This is a genomic window from Pirellulaceae bacterium, assembly GCA_029243025.1.
GTDB lineage: Bacteria > Planctomycetota > Planctomycetia > Pirellulales > Pirellulaceae.
Window position 1 is genome coordinate 110292 of record JAQWSU010000018.1, and the last position, 20253, is coordinate 130544.

General features: G+C 50.6%; 18 protein-coding genes. 9 read left to right on the plus strand and 9 right to left on the minus strand.

From position 1 onward, the window contains the following. The first annotated feature begins 307 nt into the window (after nucleotides 1-307). A complete protein-coding gene (locus tag P8N76_08060) occupies nucleotides 308-757 on the plus strand; it encodes a hypothetical protein (protein ID MDG2381614.1) in 450 nt (149 codons plus the stop codon). Nucleotides 758-1422: 665 nt separating this feature from the next. Here P8N76_08060 and P8N76_08065 read toward each other — a convergent pair. Continuing rightward, the gene (locus P8N76_08065; GenBank protein MDG2381615.1) at nucleotides 1423-3363 is read right to left on the minus strand and encodes an acyltransferase family protein; all 1941 of its coding nucleotides are present in this window, start codon (nucleotides 3361-3363) and stop codon (nucleotides 1423-1425) included. A 434-nt stretch (nucleotides 3364-3797) separates the two neighbouring features. On the opposite strand from P8N76_08065, the gene P8N76_08070 reads away from it, so the two are divergent. Both P8N76_08070 and P8N76_08075 read left to right on the plus strand, forming a co-directional pair. Continuing rightward, nucleotides 3798-4154 carry a hypothetical protein gene (locus tag P8N76_08070; GenBank protein ID MDG2381616.1) on the plus strand — a complete coding sequence of 119 codons (357 nt, stop codon included), beginning with the start codon at nucleotides 3798-3800 and terminating at the stop codon, nucleotides 4152-4154. A 238-nt stretch (nucleotides 4155-4392) separates the two neighbouring features. After that, nucleotides 4393-4587: a hypothetical protein gene (locus tag P8N76_08075; GenBank protein MDG2381617.1), complete on the plus strand. Its 195-nt coding sequence runs from the start codon at nucleotides 4393-4395 to the stop codon at nucleotides 4585-4587. Here P8N76_08075 and P8N76_08080 read toward each other — a convergent pair. After that, complete coding sequence (locus tag P8N76_08080; GenBank protein ID MDG2381618.1) at nucleotides 4581-5129, minus strand: DUF2238 domain-containing protein; 549 nt, start codon at nucleotides 5127-5129, stop codon at nucleotides 4581-4583. The genes P8N76_08075 and P8N76_08080 overlap by 7 nt on opposite strands. Nucleotides 5130-5907: 778 nt before the next feature. Between P8N76_08080 and P8N76_08085 the strand changes: the two genes are divergently transcribed. Continuing rightward, nucleotides 5908-6465 carry a helix-turn-helix transcriptional regulator gene (locus P8N76_08085; GenBank protein ID MDG2381619.1) on the plus strand — a complete coding sequence of 186 codons (558 nt, stop codon included), beginning with the start codon at nucleotides 5908-5910 and terminating at the stop codon, nucleotides 6463-6465. A gap of 283 nt (nucleotides 6466-6748) precedes the next feature. After that, nucleotides 6749-8701: an alpha-galactosidase gene (locus P8N76_08090; protein ID MDG2381620.1), complete on the plus strand. Its 1953-nt coding sequence runs from the start codon at nucleotides 6749-6751 to the stop codon at nucleotides 8699-8701. A 362-nt stretch (nucleotides 8702-9063) separates the two neighbouring features. On the opposite strand, the gene P8N76_08095 is transcribed toward P8N76_08090, so the two are convergent. From P8N76_08095 to P8N76_08115, 5 genes are read right to left on the minus strand one after another with little or no spacing between them, the layout of a single operon-like run. Next, nucleotides 9064-10233, minus strand: a complete 1170-nt coding sequence (locus tag P8N76_08095) for a hypothetical protein (protein ID MDG2381621.1) — start codon at nucleotides 10231-10233, stop codon at nucleotides 9064-9066. A gap of 23 nt (nucleotides 10234-10256) precedes the next feature. Next, nucleotides 10257-12188 (minus strand): hypothetical protein, encoded by a 1932-nt coding sequence (locus P8N76_08100; GenBank protein ID MDG2381622.1) that lies wholly within the window; start codon nucleotides 12186-12188, stop codon nucleotides 10257-10259. Next, entirely contained in the window at nucleotides 12172-12885 is a 714-nt protein-coding gene (locus tag P8N76_08105) for a cysteine peptidase family C39 domain-containing protein (protein ID MDG2381623.1), read from the minus strand. Before P8N76_08105 ends, P8N76_08100 begins: the two co-directional genes overlap by 17 nt. A gap of 2 nt (nucleotides 12886-12887) precedes the next feature. After that, a complete protein-coding gene (locus P8N76_08110) occupies nucleotides 12888-13331 on the minus strand; it encodes a hypothetical protein (GenBank protein ID MDG2381624.1) in 444 nt (147 codons plus the stop codon). Nucleotides 13332-13367: 36 nt separating this feature from the next. Next, nucleotides 13368-14543 (minus strand): hypothetical protein, encoded by a 1176-nt coding sequence (locus P8N76_08115; GenBank protein MDG2381625.1) that lies wholly within the window; start codon nucleotides 14541-14543, stop codon nucleotides 13368-13370. A gap of 531 nt (nucleotides 14544-15074) precedes the next feature. Here P8N76_08115 and P8N76_08120 point away from each other — a divergent pair. Then, the gene (locus P8N76_08120; protein MDG2381626.1) at nucleotides 15075-15254 is read left to right on the plus strand and encodes a hypothetical protein; all 180 of its coding nucleotides are present in this window, start codon (nucleotides 15075-15077) and stop codon (nucleotides 15252-15254) included. 104 nt (nucleotides 15255-15358) lie between these two features. Here the strand turns inward: P8N76_08120 and P8N76_08125 are convergent, their stop codons facing one another. Then, nucleotides 15359-15505, minus strand: a complete 147-nt coding sequence (locus tag P8N76_08125; protein ID MDG2381627.1) for a hypothetical protein — start codon at nucleotides 15503-15505, stop codon at nucleotides 15359-15361. Between the two features lie 338 nt (nucleotides 15506-15843). On the opposite strand from P8N76_08125, the gene P8N76_08130 reads away from it, so the two are divergent. The 3 genes from P8N76_08130 to P8N76_08140 all read left to right on the plus strand — a co-directional run bounded on the left by P8N76_08130 (nucleotide 15844) and on the right by P8N76_08140 (nucleotide 19097). Continuing rightward, on the plus strand, nucleotides 15844-16062 hold the full coding sequence (locus P8N76_08130) for a hypothetical protein (GenBank protein MDG2381628.1): 219 nt from the start codon (nucleotides 15844-15846) through the stop codon (nucleotides 16060-16062). An 897-nt stretch (nucleotides 16063-16959) separates the two neighbouring features. Continuing rightward, the gene (locus P8N76_08135) at nucleotides 16960-17286 is read left to right on the plus strand and encodes a cupin-like domain-containing protein (GenBank protein ID MDG2381629.1); all 327 of its coding nucleotides are present in this window, start codon (nucleotides 16960-16962) and stop codon (nucleotides 17284-17286) included. Nucleotides 17287-18275: 989 nt separating this feature from the next. Further along, nucleotides 18276-19097 (plus strand): hypothetical protein, encoded by an 822-nt coding sequence (locus P8N76_08140; protein ID MDG2381630.1) that lies wholly within the window; start codon nucleotides 18276-18278, stop codon nucleotides 19095-19097. A gap of 197 nt (nucleotides 19098-19294) precedes the next feature. On the opposite strand, the gene P8N76_08145 is transcribed toward P8N76_08140, so the two are convergent. Further along, a complete protein-coding gene (locus tag P8N76_08145) occupies nucleotides 19295-20239 on the minus strand; it encodes a metallophosphoesterase (GenBank protein ID MDG2381631.1) in 945 nt (314 codons plus the stop codon). Between the last annotated feature and the right edge of the window lie 14 nt (nucleotides 20240-20253).

The following is a 20253-nucleotide window of genomic DNA, read 5'->3' on the forward strand; positions in this document are numbered from 1 at the left end:
ATTTGATAGGCGTGCTCGTTCTTGTGCAAAGCAGACGCGGTCACAAAAAGGTGCCTGCACTGTTTCAGCTCGTTGTTCACGGCCTCGTGTTTCCTCAAGGCATGTGCTTGTTTTCACGATCCCGATAGCCGTTACACCTCGACAAAACGCGAAAATCTACTACTGTCCAAACAGTGATTACGCCGAATCGGATTAGGCACCGATGGTGGAATGCACGCCAGTATGAACGCTTACGCAATCGCCGAGACACGGCCATCAGCAAAAACAAACGCCTTACCATTGCCACATTTGCATGACGAAGAAGCGCATGATCATTACAATAGTTCTCGCGGTTTGGTTCGCAATGACTATCGCGGTGCTTGCCATCAGCCAGCGCCCTCTACGTAGCGTAGACACTGTCCGAGCGATCCGAGGTGAAGGGGTAGCGCGTGGCATGGGGTGGGCGACGCTCTGCTTCGGCTGGTGGGTCGCCATACCTCAGTGTGAACAAGTCTTTTTAGATTTCGATACGACGCTTCCAGCTCAGACACTATGGTTGGTAAAAACAAGTCACCTGGCGTCGCAGTACTCTTACTTCCTAATTCCTTCCTTCGTATTTGCGATTGCCCTAGGTGTGAGTATTTTTGGAGCGTTGCATCGCAACGAGAAATCTAAGTTGGGTGCGAAAACGTTCTCAGCTTCAATCACTGGAGCTCTCATGCTTGGCATTCTGATTTCCATGTGGGCGGCCACACTGCCACTTATCGGAACTTTTTGACTTCTCTTCTGACCCGGATCCAATTGGCATGCCGGCGCGAATGGTTAACGTTGAATTGCTCTCGCTCACTATGCGCACCCATTCGCCAACGAGGTCAATTCGCAGGGATCATCGAAGCGCAAGAACTTGAGAATCTTAATCGACGTAGTACATTCTTGACCTTTAGCAGTTCCCATCTTCATTTGGGATCGACTAAAGATTATTACTGCATGGGTCGTGTAATGTGGCGCAAATAGCCGTCGCGTTTGTGGTTGCCCTCGCGATTTACGGCGTACTGTTCGCGCTGGCCATTAAAGCATCAAAACGTGCTTCGAACCCAATCAGTGCAGTTATCATCAAGGTATTGATCGACCTACTGTCCTTCGGATCACTGCTTGGTTGATTCGCCCATGAGCTCGATTAGTGGTAAACAAAATGCGATGCCAGGACGCGAAATCGACCCGATCGCTTCGGCAGGGCGGATATGATCCCATCCATGCCCAGGAAGATCGCTAATCGCCCTTACGAGAGTATCATGCCGCAGACCAGTCGCTGCGTTCAACCGAACTGGTCCTCTGCTCAATTCTAGGCAAGTAACTGAGAACTCCACCTCCAGTCACTTCAGAACTCGCAAGCCTTGTCTCGATATCACGTAGATAAATTCCAGGTGGAATTGCGAACGAATTCTAACGGCTTGGTGGCGTCAGCTTCCTGGGATTCTGAAATGCCTTGTCTCGAAACATGTCTTCGAGAAGAGGTTTTATTTGCTCCGCTCCCCAACGGCTAAGGTGATGTCGGTCTCGGTACACACCACGTCCTTCGTAGTAATTGATGGTCATTTGGTTTGAGTCGAACAAGAGCGGAGCAGGGTCGACAAATCGTACGATATCCGGATCAAGTTCACGGAAAAGCTGCTCGATCTTTGCGGTACGCGCCTGATGATCAGCGAGAGATGTCTTCTGGCTGGAAACCTCGTTTTTGCTACCGAGAGCAAACTTGAGAATTTCAGCGGCTGCCGCTGGTTCACCAGTGCTGGGCACCGTCTTTACGATCCATAAGCGGATCGAATTCTTTGAACAAAAGGTAATTATTTCTTGAAAATGCTTTTGCGCAAGAAACGGTTCATAGGCTGACCAAGCGGCGACAAGGATTAGGTTCGAAGGTCTCAACTCCTCAATACACTTGAGTATTTCCCGTTTCAGCTTTAGCCGATATTTCAAATCAGGTCTTGCGACACCAGGAAGCGGTGGCGACCCATGCATCAACGCGGCTTTTCCGGTTAAGTTAAATTCATTCGCAATTTCATCGAAGCAGTTGCTCAAAGCCATTCCGTGGCTATCGCCCCAAATTAAGAAATCGATTTCTTGACCATTGCTTGGCTTTCTGCCAACTGTCGGTAACTCCGCAGGCGAGATCGAGTTGAATCGAAACCGCGTTTGCAGTGAATACTCGTCTCCCGTCCATTCCGCATCTTCGACTAAAACAGAGGGGTAATTTGGAAATCTCTGCGGGAATCCCCGCGCACCAATAATTAGCAGTCCGATTGCAATCGTCACCCCACTCAAAATAATTGCGGAAGTGAACAGTTTTCGCCTTTGCTTGACGAAGTTTTTTTGACGACATGGCGTTTCAATGAACATCCATGACAAAATCGCAAGCGAAATCGACACGACAGACGCGAAGGCAATTTGCTTCCAACCGAAGTACCCAAAGTAGATCCGTGTGTAAACAATGACCGGCCAGTGCCATAAGTAAAGGGAGTATGAAAAAAGACCAATAAAGACGAATGGCCGGAGAGAGAGGAGCTTGCAAACCCAAATGCTCGGCGAATTCGCGGTCGCGAAAATGACTGCCGCGGTGCCAAGAACAGGCGGTGCTGCGGCAAGTCCCGGGAAGGGTATCTCCGAATCGCAGAGAAAGAATGGCAAGACAATCGCCAAAACACCAAGCGTGGCGATCGCATTATCACGGCGCGGAGATGACTCACATTGCCAAGGGCATACTGCGAGCAAACAGCCAACCAGCAACTCCCATGCTCGCGTTGGAAGCAGAAAAAAAGTTGCCTCCTGATAAAAGAACGCCCCAAAGGCACTTCCTACGAAGGAAATCAGAGCGACCGTCATGAGTAGGGCAAAGAGTTTCTGGTGGCTAAGTCGCCTCAAAAAACACAAGACCAACGGAAAGAACAGATAGAACTGTTCTTCCAAAGCCAACGACCAAGTGTGGGCCAGAGGCCGAAACACTGCGGAGTCATGAAAATACCCGGGAGCCAGCCAGAAATAGACGTTCGCCATTAGCGAAGCTTGAGCCACTGCGGACATCCCCAATTCCTCAAGCTGGTTTGGAACGAGCAGCCAACAGCCTCCGGCGAGAGTTGCTGCCACCACCACGAAGAGAGCCGGTAAAATCCGGCGAATTCGCCGCTCCCAGAACTCCAGCAGAGAAAATGTTTCGTTCTCAAGCCCACGTCGGATAATTCCTGTGATTAGGAAGCCCGAGATGACAAAGAAGACGTCTACGCCAATAAAACCACCGGGTAATCCGAGTTCCAAATGAAACATGACGACAGGAACGATCGCGAGTGCCCTTAATCCATCTATTTCCGGTCGATATCGCGTGCCCGACATCCATCCGCCTTTTTAAACCATCAAGTTATCGTTCACACCACTAGGGAGGCAGTATCCTCATCCTCTTAACATAATCCGAAATATCGGCTCCCATCCCTGCCCAGCATCTGCCACTGATAGAAAGTGCGACGTGGTTTGCGGGTGGTCCGATTGTGACGCTTATCATGCACTCCAAATCACCGGCTTGGCGACCCAAAACCCAAGATTACGATTGCGTTCCAGTTCGAGACGTGCTTTGAAAAAGTTAGGGGCTGTGTTGACGGCCCCCATCAGCTTCCGATCCTGGCTGAAACCTGAAAAGGTGTCAGTACCTTTTTGGTTGGTTAGATGGTTTTAGATTAGGGAGGCATGCTCGTTCTTGTGCGAAGCAGACGCGGTCACAGAAAGGCACCTGCGCCGTTTCAGCTCGTTGTCCACGCTCCCGGCATGTGCTTATGTCCACGAAAATCGTTGAGCATATCGTTATCTTTCACATGAAGAAATGTCTCAATTTGACGCTCAATCTGGTTCGCCAGATCGGCATCGTCGAGCTCGCCTCGGTCAAGCCATTCCAACGAGTCTCCGTTTTTGCACAACACCCAAATCTCATCACTGCGTTTTACCCTTCGGACGATGGCTTGTTTGACGACAGTGGTCCACACGAGACAGCCACGTGGAAACAGTATTGGAATTGGGCGTTGATAAGCGGAAATCTTATCGCGGGTGACCTGCACTACCGTTCGATTCAGCCAAGCCGCTCTGCCAATCGACAATTCGGTGTTGGGTCTTGCTGGATCAGTCCCAACACATAGCGTTGTAGCTCATTCATCTATATCTCCTTTGCGGCTCTCTATTTAGTACGCTAGTGACTTAGTCATATTTACAAGAAACCAGAAGAACGTGCCAATAACCTGTCAGTAACATGATATTGCATGTGACATGATTTCGTCACAACCAGATGTGGCTTCAATATCTTCTTGGGCCCATGGCTCACGGCCAGCAGCTCGCTATCCGCAGGACCCCGCGAGGCGGGAGCCAAGAGGTCAGAGCATGGCAATCAGAGACCAAGAAGGCGATGGTCATGAAGCTCGAGACCTACCGAGCGTTTGGCTTCAGCACATTGGGAGTCAGGTCTGTAGAGATCAGCGGGCTAGCTGGGTGGCTGCGTTTGCAGCTGACAACGTCCTCACTGGCTTTCACGTCAATAATCCTGAAACATTCCCGATGACTTCAACTAATTATTGATTTCGGGAAAACCGAAATTGTTGAAATGTTGCTCCGACAACGGCACCAAGTGCATTAAAGATCAAATCCAGACCCATGTTATAGATGTCGCCTACCCCGGTCTCCTCCAGGGTGGCAAATGCTAAAAACTCGATGATTTCGTTAACTGCACTTAAACCAAGGCTGCCAATCGCAGCAAAGAATATAAGCATCCCAGGATGAACCCAATCCACACTGCGTTTCGCGATCAATTGATGCATGACCATCGCCGCTACCATGAATCCGTAAAAGTGGACGACTTGATCCATTTTCAGGATGAAAAAGTCACCTCCACGATCGATCAGTGGAATGATCCGCCAGCCATACAGAACGGTATCGCCAACCGGCAGGATGCCTCCCAGCATGTGCAATAATCCCCAGATCGAAAGCATCCAGAGAACCGCGTGATCCAGGCCAGACTTTCGGGCAGTAGCCATCACGATCAGTCCGATGACAATCGTTACGCCAAGATAAGCGATGAATTCCCAGTTCCCACGAGTTCCATAGAAATACGCTGCTCCCAACAGATAGAAAACCGTGAAGGAAATCAGCCAGCGATATTCATCCCATCAATATTTCATCTTGTTAGCGTAGCGAATACCCACATCAATTTGAATCTCTTTCCACAGACAGCGATATTGGTGGCTTTGATGCCACCCTCCACCTGTGAGAATACGGCCCCGTTTCGTGGAAACGTGCGGAAATGTGGGAATCAGGACACTGTCCCACATCCACCACCCGTAGTGCAAAACACCCTACGGTGGTGGATGATGTATGTGGACAAGCGATATTGTAGGTTTATCGAACAGGCTGGCACGAAAGCTCTGGCAAGTAATATCTGCCACCTCGCACACGAGAATCTACCCTCTCGCCCTTTTTGCACTTCAGGCCGCTTCGCCAGCGGTCATGATTTGCGAAGAACGTTTGCAACTACGTTCGAAAATTTAAAAGTTCCTGATTATTCTATCTCGACAACGCAAACGTACTATCGAAGGCACGATGCTGAGGCTGTTAACGCCCACATTGAAAAAATCCAGGAAGACTGCGACCGGTAAAGCAACGGTTGTCGTTGAAGCAGTATTGGCAGTGGAACCTAGGGAACAGCATGTCGTGGAACGGCCTAACGAACGATTCTTAGTCTGATGCCCCGTCAAATCAGCGGGCACTGAACGACATCCACGAGCCTTGCTCGTTCGACTCTGCCAATACGGGTGTTTAGATCCCCTGAGACGCCGTTCCCCAATTGGGAATTGTTCGTAGGGGTATTTCCTGGAACCTCGAACGTGCATCTGGAGATGAACTATGTCGATCGCCCCAGATAACTTGTCAGTCACGCCCATTGTTTCTGATTACCCGCGCACCCCGGAATTGCCGGAGAATGACATGAAGCACGGAACACTTCATCGCATCCGAGAGGTGCGGCAACAACAGGGAGTTTCGTTGCGAACCGTGGCAAAACAGATGAAGCTCACCATGTCAAAGGTCAGAGAACAAGAAAAACCTGACTCAGATCTGAAGTTGAGCGACTTATTACGATGGCAGAACATCCTTGAGGTACCCCTTGTCGACCTGCTGCAAGACATCGACTTACCCCTTTCACGTCCGGTGATGGAACGCGCTCAAATGATCAAGCTTATGAAAACGGCTGTTTCCATCGCCGAGCAACCTGAACAAGCTAAGTCTAACGGCGTTAAACGACTGGCGAAGATGCTCACCGACCAGTTGGTCAACATAATGCCTGAGTTATCGGAAGTCGGCGGCTGGCATTCGGTTGGCCAACAACGAAGTCGCAATGAATATGGTCGAATCTTTGAGCGCAGACTCTGCGACGACTTCTCCTTACCTTTCCCTGACGAGTGATCGTACAGTTCGACTGTTTTGAGTAAAAAACCTGTCAGCTACTTTCTTTGCGAATATCGCTCGATTCACAAACAAAAGGCAGAGTACTGCACGCTCAGACTGCCAAATGTCAACAATAAGGCACGTGACAACTTTTTAGTTTTGAGCCAAGCCCCTGGTAACTCAAGGATTCTGGTTGTGGCACTCTAACGGCATAAGCCAAACAATTCCAAGAGTGTCGTCGGCTGTTCACCAGCAGTATAATCAACGGATCGGTACAACAGCTGAACCAAGGATCAATCGCATGCCGGGGACACCCCTGAACGAATCGCGACCCATTTTCAAATTAACCGCTCCCTTCCTTTTCGCTTGTGTCGCATTCCTACTAACTCCACTCACCGCATCCCATGCTGCGTCCGAACTGGTACTCTCGCGTGAATTCCAGGTCAGTGCACTTCACAATATGCCGGGCCCCGATTCGCATCCTGGCTTACAGTTCCAACAAACAAATCACCTTGAGAAGAAGGCCTTCGAATGGCAGGTACAACTGCAAGCTCCTGCCGGCCAAGAATCGCCACTCTACCAGAATGTTAACTCCGCCAATTTCAGCGTAAGATTCCCGTCAACGAAAGGAGTAATCATTCACTGGAACCTGGGAAGCCATTCTCAAACGACAGATTTCCAGCCGCAATCGAAAGCTCTAGCCGTCAGCGAGCCATTCCTGCTGGAGTCTTTCGGCGGACGGTCCTCGGATGGTGTCATGCCTTATTTCAACCTCGCCACTGACGAGGGTGGACTCATCTTTGCTGTGGGATGGTCCGGCGACTGGAGAGCATCTTTCACGCTGCAGCCCAATGGAAAAATTCAGATTACAGCAGGACTCAAACGTTCGCGATTCAAACTGGATCGTGAGGAACACGTGAGGTTGCCCTCGGTACTCGCAATGAGTTACCGAGGATCTTGGATCGACGGACAAAATCAATTCCGCCGCCTCATGTTAAACCATTTCACACCACTGGGCCGAGCCCCGATGACCTTGATGCCGGTGGCAGCAAGCGTCCACGGCCTGCTTGGCTTCAACCTTACCACCGAGAAAAATCTCACCTTACTCGCTGATCACATTGCCACATTAAAACTTCCAATCAATACATTCTGGTTGGATGCCGGATGGAATGAGGGCGGCTTTCCAGGCGGACAAGGTAACCCAAATGCCGATCCCATACGATTCCCGCGTGGCTTAACGCCCGTGGGCAAAGCAGTCCGAGAGAAGGGCATGAAATTCCTCGCCTGGTTCGAGCCAGAACGCGTCATGCGAGGCAGTTGGCTCGACCGCGAACACCCCGATTGGTTACTCTCCCCGAGCAATACTCCTGCCGAACTGCGTTATATGGAAAAAGACGGGTTTCGCCTGCTCGATCTCGGCAATCCCGCTGCACGCCGATGGGCCATCGATCATATTTCCCAACAGCTCCGTGAGGCAGACATTTCGATTTATCGCCAAGACTTCAATCAATATCCAGCGTTCTTCTGGCACACCGACGAACGCCCAAATGAAGTCGGTCTTCGCGAAATTCGCTATGTGAACGGACTCTATGATTTCTTGGACACGTTGGCGCGACGACATCCAGAATTAATCATCGACAATTGCGCATCTGGAGGTAGACGCCTGGATTTCGAACTGATGCGTCGATCCGTCGTCTTGTGGCGGAGTGACAGTTGTTGGGGTGACAACTCGTTCCCTCGCAACGTCCAGGCCATGACGCATGGCTTGTCCCATTGGCTACCACTTCACGGCCTTGGAGCACATACAACCGATCAGATCGCGTTGCGAAGCGGAATGGGAACGTGTGGATCCTTTCCCGTGAACTTTCATAATCCGGACGCAGTGACAGCTCTGCGCAGACACCTGAAACGCTACCTGAAAGTACGTGCACTCTTTTCTGCCGACTTCTATCCATTGACCAAGTGGAGCGATGACCCCACAGACTGGCTCGGATTTCAGTTTCACGACTCGGCCAAAGAAGAAGGTATCATCCAACTTTTTTGTGGACCGAATCCGACCCAGCAAACCTATGAGCTCAAACCCCAAGCGCTCAATGCAAACAAGAATTATACAATCACCAACTGGGACAGCCCGAACGCGGTAATTAACTTGAGTGGCGATCAACTAAGCCGATCGGGAATACGATTCAGCGGCCGTGATGTCAATCAAGCCATTGTCCTCCATTACAGATCCCACACTCGCACCGCGAAGTAATCCTCTGCCGCAACAGAATTTCCGAGGCAATGTTTTTTGAAGTCGTACGATTTCAAACAATTCGCCTCGAAGTCACGGAGACACTTCGAAATCCGGCGATCACCGAAACGAAAGCTGCCTTCCCATACCTTCCCAACGGCTAAATAGAGCGATACAGTGCCTGACGACACGACATGCTGAGCGTGTGCCCCTCAAGGAGCGCGCCGTAAACCTGTCGCTGGAGAGCCAACGCGCCCCTGCCCCAAATCTTTGGGCAGAAGTACATTTCAACAACCTCGCTGCAAGTTAGACAGCCGTTGATTCCCAAAAGGCACGGCTCCCAAACCAATCATCAAAAAAATGGTGCAGTAATTCTGCTGTCTTCAATCCGAACAGGAGAAAAATCGCAAATAGAGTTCGCAGACAAAAATCAGTGCCAAAACCAAAACGACAAGTAAAGCGAGAGTTGAAAAAGGGACCATCGCGGTCCCTGAGAGAGTCGGCCTGGCAGGAGCAACGGTAATTGTGGAAATAAGATCGCCTTGGATCCACTCGGTCATCTGGTCAAATTGATCGAGCCCACCTGCGGCTACCTGACGCGGAGGTTCGTTCAAGTTGGTCTCATTAAACTCTAACGCACCGGCTGGAATGTGATAATCGAAGACCGTGTCGTCAACCTGGTTAACGGCGCATTCCACGACTCGGGTCCGAGAAGTAATTTCCTCGCTGCCGCTATTTCCAGCTGGATCGTTTGACCTAAAAACCGTGTTTTCAATCACCCCTGGAACCCAAATCTGATCTGAAAATTTCTCTTGTTCCAAAAGCCGATAGCGCTGAAGTCGCTGTCCTGTTTGTGCATCCGACAATTCTCGTTGCACCAAGCAACCGGCTCGTTCGGTGTCGATCCACAAACAGTCGACACCGGGCTGTTCCAGCACATGACACCAGCGGCCATCGACCTGCTCCAGCTTTAATCGCAAATGAAGATGTGTTTGTTTTGACAAGGCAACGTCTCTCAACACATATGGCAAATCTGCGTACCGAGGAGCTTCCCGGTCTGTCATTGGCCAATGTCCTGTCGCTAAAAAGAAAAATGCCGTCTGCAGACTACCTGGCAGTGGATCCTGCGGTTTAAGCGGTTGGCGAAAGAACATGCGATCCAACGGATATTCGTTGTAAACCTGACCTTTTTGGACGTAAGCCCGCTGTCGGTGAGGGTCGAGTTTCCAGTTCATTGAGTCATGGCCGTGCGCCGAATCGTAAAAAAGAAAGTGCGGTGCTTTCGCACAGAGCGCAACACGATAAAACGCGTTGGCATCGGCGAGGGCACGGTGTGCATATTCGCCAAGGCAACAGACGCGGATCGATTCGAGTTTTTGAGTCGTTTCCAGAATCTTTCTCTTCAGTGACTCAACGGTTTCCGTTGCAGAAGGTCTGTTAGAGATTGGCTGGTCTTCTGTCGGCGACCGCCCTTGACCGGCCACTTGATCAGTGCAGCACGCGACAAACAACAGCGAGACAAATCCGGCAAACAGGACGTTTTGGGCTATCATGAAAATCACCTCGTTGGTGCGAATCAAAAATGCAGGCTTGTTTTTTGGGTCAAACGTTGCCGTCCCAGGCGGACCAACAAGAGTAGATTGGCGATCACCAAAATCACCATCGCTCCACCCCAGAGGCTTGACGCCGCTGAAGACGGATTCGCAAATTCCCCCTCGAAACGATCAACCAGTTGGTCGAGCTCTTGCTCTTGCATCGAAACCACGTAATAGGGGATAGGTACATCTGCAGAGACGTTTGGATAAAGGCGTTCGTCGGCAATGCACAAGCCGCATTGTGAATCATTGAGTCGAAAGGTTTCCTCGGTACGCTCTAGCGCGAACTCAGCGAGAGTGATTCGCTCGATGTAAACAGGTTCGGCATGACTGTTACGGGTGATCGGCCATGGCGGCGAATGATGGATAATTCTAGCCCGTTGAGGCAACCAAAGGTCGGTGCCGCCAACCTTCCTGAAATCTGTCGCGAACGTGACTCTTTGCAGGCGATGACCTCGGTCTCGCTCCTCATGACGCACGAGAGCGTATCCCATTTCAGGATCCAGGTAAAAGCTGGATTGAGACTCGAAATCCTCAACGGAAACGTGAAGGTACGTTTGGCCACCGAGTTGAATGGATTGGCAATCGGTGTTAGCTGATTCGGAGTCGATCGCCAACAAAACCAAAGATCTGCAACCACTGATTCCGTGATCCGCTTGAAACTCAGGAATTCGAAAACCGGCCGCCCTCGGAAAGCTGACTTCGATCTCTGAAATGGTTTCTCTCGGATCCATCCGTTCAAGCGGACGAATGTGCAGGAATTTGGGCGGGCTTCCTACCGCCCTTGCTTTGGCTGTAAATAAACAGAATCCGTCAAACGCAGATTCCCGAAACCGTCTTTCGGGTTTGCCGAACTGCCAAGTATCTTGCTGGAGTTTTGATTCGTGGAAAAAGGCGGATAAATGATAACAGCCTTCTGCAAAGCGATACTCAAAAAAACTTTCCAGCCAGAAACCGGGATCGACCTGCTGCTTGATCGACTGTTGCAAGTCGGACTGATTAGTGAGGAGTTCTCGTTGGCAGCTCCACTTCACTTGAAAAACGTCAAGCTGTTTGGCGTTGTGTCTCAATTGATGACCTACAGTGCTCGGTAGCTCATTACAAAATCCGTCGGCGGGGTCGATCAACAGGAACCCGCTCAAGAAAAGTATGGTAACGAGCGGTTTCCTCTCGGCAATCAAGCCGTTTGGGAGCGTGGCGGCACGTTTCCCCGAAAACCTTCGAAAACGAAATCCAAGGTAAAGTGCAAAAATGAAACCGCTAAGGGCGACGGCCAGGTAAGTCATTGCAGGCGACGAATAAGACGAGTCTATTACCAACATATGCCCAGTCCAGTGTCGCAAGAAGTCGTCGAGGCTGACTTCGTTCCATGTCATCTCGCTTCCGCTTGCCATGCGAACCTGTTGTTGTTCGGTGATGCAATAGACAACGTGGAACCCACTCTGTCGTCCACGGCCATTGTCAAGCAATACGATTGCTGGAAGTTGGAGCTCCTTAATCGATTCCACCGATGTCATCACTGGCTTTACAATGGCACAAGGTAAGCCTTTGGCGATCGACCGTTTTTTTAGATCTGTGAGGCTTGGCTTTTCTTTCAGAGAATCTCGTAAGACCTGGTAGTCAGCCGAGACACCATGCAATTTCCAAAATAAAAACAAACTGTTGACGCCATCGTGTTGAGGTGAACGCCACGCGGATCGGTCGTCTGAGGAGACGTGGCTTCTGTGTTCATCGGCGTTCGCAAATGATCCACTTTCGTCGTAATGACCTTTCCCAAAGAACACGCTACCGATGAAGGCGCAGCTAAAAACGACAAATCGCTGCGCGCGAATTCTCAAGGTTCGAATTCGGACGATCGACGGATGCTGATCTCGCTCAGACCCAAGCTTTTCTTTTTCATTCGATCCATACATTTACCGATTGATACCTCCAATAAACGGCGACCGTCAGAAGTGTCAAAGAAACCGTCAACGCGATTAATAGCCACCTCCCCGTCGAGAACGGGCGACTTGGCACAAACACGGCTTGAATCCAATTCGGATTAATGTCAGCTGTCGACAAAAGCACGCATTCCCCTGTCGTTCCATCGATCAGTTCGATATTTTCGGAAGAGGCACGGGTCAACAAGTAGTAATGCCCGACTTGGCTGAAATCAGGAGCCGCTCGTCCCATCTCAACGTCGCCTAATTCGTCAATCACCTGGGAATCGACGAGGAGAATCAGCGGCATTTCAAATTGCTGCAGCTCCGAAGCACTGGCTCGAACAATCGTTCCTGGCACTCCGAATTCCTGGCTAGCCTGCTTCAGACTCAGAAAGCTGTTACCTGTGTCGGAAATAGTCAAAGAGTGCTCTAACTGTTCGGTGTCAATCTCTTTGTGGGATAACCGCAATAGAAGGTAAAGACAATTAAAGCCGCATGCAGCCCGACGGCGCGCTAATTGAGCAGCAGCCTCAGTTGAATTGGCGGTTTTTGTTTCACCAGACGCTTGGCTGCCCTGCAAAGTGGAGCTCGCGCTTCCCAAACATGGAAGCGCGAGGAGAGTCACTAAAGTGAGGGTCACTCCAGTGAGAGTCCAAATGAAACGGTGCAACGAGAAAGAACTTATCATGGTTATGGGCATGTCGGGACAGGCCGGACCGGGACGACGTTAATATCGCCGACGCAACCCGGAGTTGTGGCGATCTTGATGCAACGTCCGCCGAAAGCATAGCGGGCTCCGGCAACACGGCAATTGTCAGGAATGGCTCCGCCGCAGGCCGTTACTCCGGCAAAGTATCTTGTGCCACAGTTGATGCCCGTCATTATGTTAGCCCGTTGCGCGTTGGGACAAACTTGACGGCCCCATTTCCCACCGGGCTTGGCGAAGTAGGCAGAGCACCGTCCCTTTCTTAATCTGACACAGAGGTCACCACCCACCAGTTGATCGGCGTCTTCGTCTAACACCTGATTCGCCAAGGAGCTACTGACTGCACTGGCATGAATTACCGCATAGGACAGCCCGAAGACGGCGAACGATAGAATTGAAACAACGAAGTAACGATTTGTTTTAAACACCTGAAACTCCTTACCAATGAGATTTGAAAAAAGACGTCATTGCGACAGTGAAGACTGAACGACAAAAATCATGTGAGTGTACGGGCAGACCTCCTCCCAAAAAGTTTGTTCGGTTGCGGTTGCGAGATGTGCCGAAAGCCAGGTTCCAGCACGACGTAATTGATAATCGGAAGCCAAGAGATCTTCCGGTAAATACATCAGCCATTCGGCCATATGGCCCGTAATCAACACTTGACTGCTAACTGAGATTAGCTGTCTGTCATCAGCCGGGCGATCACGCCACCAATCAAGATTCCAAGTACCTTCCAGTTTCTGATTTTTACAGGCAACTCTTACAGCATTCTGAATGTATTCGACCAACCTCTGGCGTGTTTTCTCACTTAACACAGGTGTCACTCGGTCAGCCCGAAGCAGCAGGGTTAACGCGTAAAACACATGGGTTCCGCCACAGCTCAGCTGATCAAGCGGGCGATCCATCATGGCCTTAGCTAGATCGTCAAAAGAGAATTCCATTCCATATCGATTTTCCCACCGCTTCCTGGGCGGGAGATAGGAGGTGTAAGCAACGGTCGTCCAAGCAAGCTCTTGTTGATCCAAATGAAAATTTGCCAGGGAATCTCGTAATACGTCTCGCAGAGAATAGGTTTTGTCATCAAGAACAAGAGGTTGCGAAAGTTCCGCCCCGAGTTCAGCCAACATGGCCAGGCATTGATCGCGGTGAGACTCATCGGCAGCATGCCCGATCGCTCCCTCTTTCGTGGGAAATCGCAAGCCGTAACGCGTGGGTGTAAAACTCGCGTCGCCTAAATACCTTTTGGTCAGATCCCCATTAAAGATTAGTTCTCGCAGCAACACCTCCTGTCGTTCCTCCGCCTTGACGATCACGATGGTGCCGTCCCAGCCAAGTAGCTTCAGTAAATGCAAACAGAGGGAAGGATCTGGAAAACTGTCCGGCGGTAAGACAAAACTCGCCTCGCCTCGAGCGAGCAACGCCAAATCGGAGGACGGTTGAGGCAAGTGAACTCGGTTCACGACGTCGAACAATACGGGTGTTTCTCTCGCGTCGTCCGTCAAATTCAGCGTGGCATCCGAGGACGTTTTTGGCGGGGAATCCGGGGACGTCAGCAAGGCTCCGTCGACGCAACAAAAACGCCAACTCCACCACGCTGCTAAGAATACGAACCCTAGAATTGACGCGTTTCTTACCAACACCACTTCCACCTCAACATCGAGTTGGGATCAGCTGGAAAATCAAAGCTGCCAAATGCATCACGGTGAGGAAAACTTTTGACGCACCGAACTAATGTTCTGCGCACCCACTTTGGACAACTAAGCTTCCTCTCTTACCAAGGCCCCGGAAAAAGGGACGAGAGAACAAGTGCGTTGCACGAAGAAGTCAATTCTCGTGACGGCGTCCGCCAACAAAAAATAAATTAAATAGAAATTTCTTCCCTGCGTTGGAAGCGCCCTCGCTTTCCAAAGCTGAAACCGCGACGTAATGTGGCCGGTCGCCATTACTTAACGAAATCGGATTCGAACGCGTGCTACTTTGCCACCTACCAACTTAAGGGCCTCACAGGACGGAAACAGCGGATAAAGGTTGGCCATGCCTGGCGCGCAGCATAGGTTGTGTTTTCCAATTACGAATTTGACACAGATACGGTGTTTAAAACGGCTGAATTTCATGAGCCGATTTTTTGGCGGCACGTTCGTTGAACTGATAGAACTTTTGATTCCCAACCGATGAGTAACGATGCATTCGGTGACCGAGTAAACGTTGCATTTAAGTTGGGCGAAGATATTGCTCAATCGGGAGATATTCGAGTCGGTAAGGCTGGCTGTGAACAAGCAAAAGCAGAGTCGCTATTTCCCCAAAACACCCAAGTCGAAGGGCCGGTTGTTTCAAGTAAAAGCGGGGTATAACTGGAAATCGATATTCTGCGTTTAACGAGATAAAGGAGGCGTGTTACAAATATCCAAGCCCCACTCAAGCGCGAAAGCCGCCATTTGGGATGCCTCGTCGGCATTCATAGGCAGCGAGTGATGCCGGCGACGATCAGGGTGATCACGTTGTTGATTCCGGTCGTCTCGTCGATAGGAAATGGTCGCCGTGCTCGCCACTCGTTTTTTTCTCCGAACAGGCCATTCACAAATAATAAACAAGTCTTATTCATTAAGATTACGTAGCCTGTTTGCGACCGAAAAGGTGTGGATCGTTGGTGTCTGCCAGCCTCTCCCTGAGACCAGATCGATTTCTGTCCCATTAGGTGCTGCGGCGTACGCCCTCAATCCTCGATATGTTAGAGGGGACAATTTTTTTATCCTTGGGATTAAGTTCTGTGAACTGTGAGAGATTTATGAGAAAGAATACCTTGTCCGCTATGACCTATAAAATCATGTAATCCTATCATGGGAGACCCACATGTGACCTATTGGCCACATCTGGCTTAAAACAAAACCAGGCAGCTACCACAAAGTATGCGAGCGTTATCGCCTATTTGCCGAAACCGTAATGGCACATAACAATGATCTTCATGACGTCGTTATCATTGGAGACGCCTCTAGAAATGTTATTGAAGGTTTTGGGATCTGGGAACATGCTGCTCATGCATCTAATTTAGAGGACGGACAGGATTTTGCTGCATTCATCGCAGATGTAACAGATAACTTAGCAGAACCATTAAATCGAAATGATTTAGAGTTGTTATATCGTATGAACGCCGGTACTTAGTTCTTAAGATAAAATCACGGCATCAATTAGCAACGGCAAACGGAATTGACGGATCTGTCGATTATCGCCTAGGGCTGGCTGCACCGATCCACAATATTGGAAAGCTTCTCACGACATGTGGCTGTCGGGAAACTGTGTGCCAGTATGAGCGGCCTGCGATGAGACCGAAACACTGAAGCTCGTACCTCAGACTTCAGATCGTGAACCGGGGTCGTTTAAAAATCCAGGAGGCTGTCCAACATTGGCCCGACCTGCATCGTGAGTGACCTCGCTTACGGACCGCGCTTACTGACCTCGATCACTGACTCAGCGACGACGGCGTGAGCCGTGGATGCGGCGCACCTTACCATCCGCCGACGCAGGGCGAGAGCAGTCGCCGGCATCAGATGCTGAAGAAGCGAATATTGACAAGTTTCAAAAATCATGAAAACAGAACAAGTACAGAGTTCTGATTTTGATTCGGGGTTAAAGCTGAAATTTTACGAATCATTTGGAGGCCAAAACCAGGAAAGGTGAAAGGCGCGTTTCATGATATACCTGCACTTTCAGAATGGAATGCAGAGTATCTTGATGTGAAGATCGGCAGTGCTAATATCACAGTTCTGGAGTCCCCAGAGAGTAATGGCGACTATGATAATGCTGTAGAAAAAAAGATGACGGTGTCTGAATACCTGACGACGTTATCAAGGCCGAATAGTGAAAAAAACACTCGACGGGTTCAAGATTGCCGACCGTGGTAACTTTGGGTCCAACCCAGCACTGGGCGCCGCTAAAAACCCTGAATTAGATGCACTTGTCGATGATTTCGAAGCGCCGGCCTTCCACGCGGTTGGACAATCTAGTTTACGTTCAAATCATTCTTGTCAGTAGACGAAACTCAACCAATCTACATGATGATTGGGGAGGCGAAGGCAAGTTTTATTCCAAGTTTCAGGGCGCAAGAAAATCTACTTTGTCGCACCTAAAGATGGCCGCCGTGTAGGGCTAAACCCCATTCTTTCTGAGCTGAATCTAGCCTCGACGAAAACAGATTTGTTCAACGAAAGCCCAGCCACGTTTGATGACGATGACGGAACCGTTTATGAAACCGTTTGGGAGCCGCGTGAAGTCATTTACTGGCCACCTTTCTGGTTGCACAATGTTCAAATCCTTGATGATTTCAACCTTGCCATCAATGTGCGCATCAGTGAGATCAATGTAAACGGTTTAATGATCAGGCAATAGGCTTCACAGATTGTGGCAGAGCTACTGAGTAAACATATCTCACACGGTAAAGAGGCGATTGCACTGTCGAAATTGAAAAGAGTCTATTCAGAGTTACAAGCAAGACATTTTGAATAGAATTCAATCCGATGGTTTATGGGAATGGGCATCGCAATGCCCTCATTATCAATTTGAGCAGACAAAAGCCCCCGGTTGAACTTTGACACTTCGAACCAATACGAGCTGCTTGACCTAAGCGGCCACGCGCAGCGACTTCGCTGCGGGCGAACAGCGGGACGGGAGGCTCCCGGCCGGGGGAGGTCTGGAGTTGGGGGCTAGAAGGCGATTGGGTCGAAAAGGGCCTTGATGTCTGCTACCGTCAAGTGGTTGAGCACATGCTCTCGACGACTGATTCCAATGTCGTTGGGCTTAGATCCTTTTTGGGGTGAACTCATGCGCCAGGTAGTCCAAAAGATTGTTCTAGGCACAGTCCAGATATCTTTACTGAAGAGCATGTACAATTATTGTTGTGTTGGGTTTCGCGCATTGGCCTCAGTCCTTTTGCTCCGACACAAAGACGTACTTCTAGTTCTTGAGCGAGCTAGCATTGCCGCAGAGGCTTCACCAGGCTTAAGTGACATCGACGTAACCCTTATCGTTTCTCCTTCAATAAGTTCCTCGCCTGAGGATCTGGACTTATGGGAACACGATGATCGTGTTAAGCGCTGGGTGCCAGTGCTTGGGGAGCTTAGTCTTTTAACTTCGGTGCAATTTGAGCGCTCGCAGCGGTTTACCGCCGGCGTGATCGATTCTCACAAGAATTGTGTGCTGCTGGCTACAAATAAGCCTGCCGATCGCCTCGGGCAGGCGCCAGCAGCTTCTCGCTGGAGTCGGGCCCGGAATGCTCTGGTGCGCTATAATAGTACGCTCCGGCCGCTTGTTTTCGGGCATGAAACCTGGTGGGCTGAGCGAATTCGGCATGCTACAAAAAAATTCGCTGGAGACTCGATTTGCCCAAGTTCAATGGTGACCCTGTTGCGCTAGAATCGCTTGTGGCCAAGGTCATTGTAGACTTTGATTCTACGTGTCTCTTCAATGAAGAGCTGTCGTCGTCGGCGCTCAGTTTGCGTGGAATTGAATTTGAACTCGGAGAGCAAGAGAGCCTGGTTGCGAAGCGCTATGGTGAGCTCGCGCGTGAATTCTCATCTGAAATTCGAGTGGCGACCTTTCCCGATCCCACACGCTCGTCCTTGTTCTATCTTGCGATCCTTGTGCCTCCCGAGTTGCTATCTATCCGCGATGCCCCACTCTTTCGTTTCATTCGTGAGTTTTGCACCCAGCACTACGATTTCTTCGCGCGTGCGGTGGGCAATGACCCGCAGCATTTCAATCGTGCTACTGGCTTTCCGCTAGTCCTTACACCGAAACTCTGGAACTTGTGGTACTCTGTTTATCCTCTTAAGAGCCTCACATTTCATTCGGTAGATGCAGTTTTTCGTTTGGAAATAGAGGCTCCGCTCCCAACAAGAAGAATGCTCTGGGAAAGCGCTGCCGTTTATTACCGCGGTTGGCTCGACAGTAGGATTTGGTGGATTCGAGAAAGCCCGGAACGAGAGCGAGCTTTGTACGAACCCATGCTACGTAGTATGCAGCTGCACATGAAGCTACTTGAAACCGGTACCGCTACGGTCTCTGAGTCCGCGTTTTCCCAATTCGAGCCGACTAACGATCTCCTCGAACCTGACGACGGAGTCGGTCGGCCCGATGGCGATGTCGTCTGTCGCGAACGACTCGGCGGACTGCTGCATTACTACCATCGCAAAGCAGCGTAGCGCCAAGGCGAAAGCGTCTTGCCAGTCCGTGCTCAACATGCGCACCGACGATAAAAAAACTCGCCATTTTCACCTGCTAGCCCCGCGCACTGCCCGACTCGCTCTGCAACCTCGGCCTAATCCGATCCGCCCAGCCGCGCCTCGAGCAAGTTTTCAAAGAGCAAATGCGTCGTTTCAGTTTTTTCACATTACGGCCTCTATGAACCGTTTCGCCAAGTGAGGCGAATCTGTTGACCACCGAGCGGATGGTTTGCGGCAATTGTGTGAAGTGTTAAACGTATTCCGTCGGCCGCCAGGCATCCCTCCACCCACCCTTGAGGTTGTTTGGGATCGAAGATATAAGCGGTGGTGGGAAGATTGATTAAGTGCAATCCGTCAACCTCGCCAAGTTTCCATACGTGCGTATGTCCGCAGATGTACGCCTTGACGTGCCGGCGCGTTCGCAGAATGTCGACAACGGCGTCATTATCTAGCAGGCCTGACAACTTGGACCAAATCGGGTCCCGCTTCGAATTCATCTCCACGTGATGGTGACCAACCACGATTGCCGGTTTGTCGGCGTGTTGGTCGATCGCGTTGGCCAGCCATCGGACTTGCGGCGCGCCGAGATTGCCTTCCGTAACGGTGCTTTTTGTATTGTAGAGTGAATCGAGCAAGAACCAGTTAGCGTGTTCGGTCTCGATGATATCCACCCATCTGCCTTCCACGGGCGGATGTTCGGGACTCAAGTCAGCTAATGCCTGAATGCATAGTCCGCGACGATCACAATTCCCCATGGTCAAATGAACTCGAATACCCGAGTTGCGCATCGGGGAAATCAGCCGGCCAAATTGTTTGTAGGCTTCTGGCGTCGGCGGTGATCCGTCCGTCGCGAGATCTCCGTTGACGATCACATGCGCCGGTTGAGTGTCGAGTCGCGTGATCTTGCCCACCACTTGCCGAAGGTGATCGGTCATGTTGATTCCTCGCGCGGTCGCCGCTGGGTCGGCCATGATATGCGTATCGGAAACCAGCGCAAATCGGTTGGAGTCGACGTCGACGTCCCGAGGATACCCCTTTTGTACCAGGACGCAGCTACCGATCACGCCCGCGGTACCTGAGATGAATTGGCGACGTGATATTGCGGGAAGGTGAATTGGCATTGGGTTAACTCCGG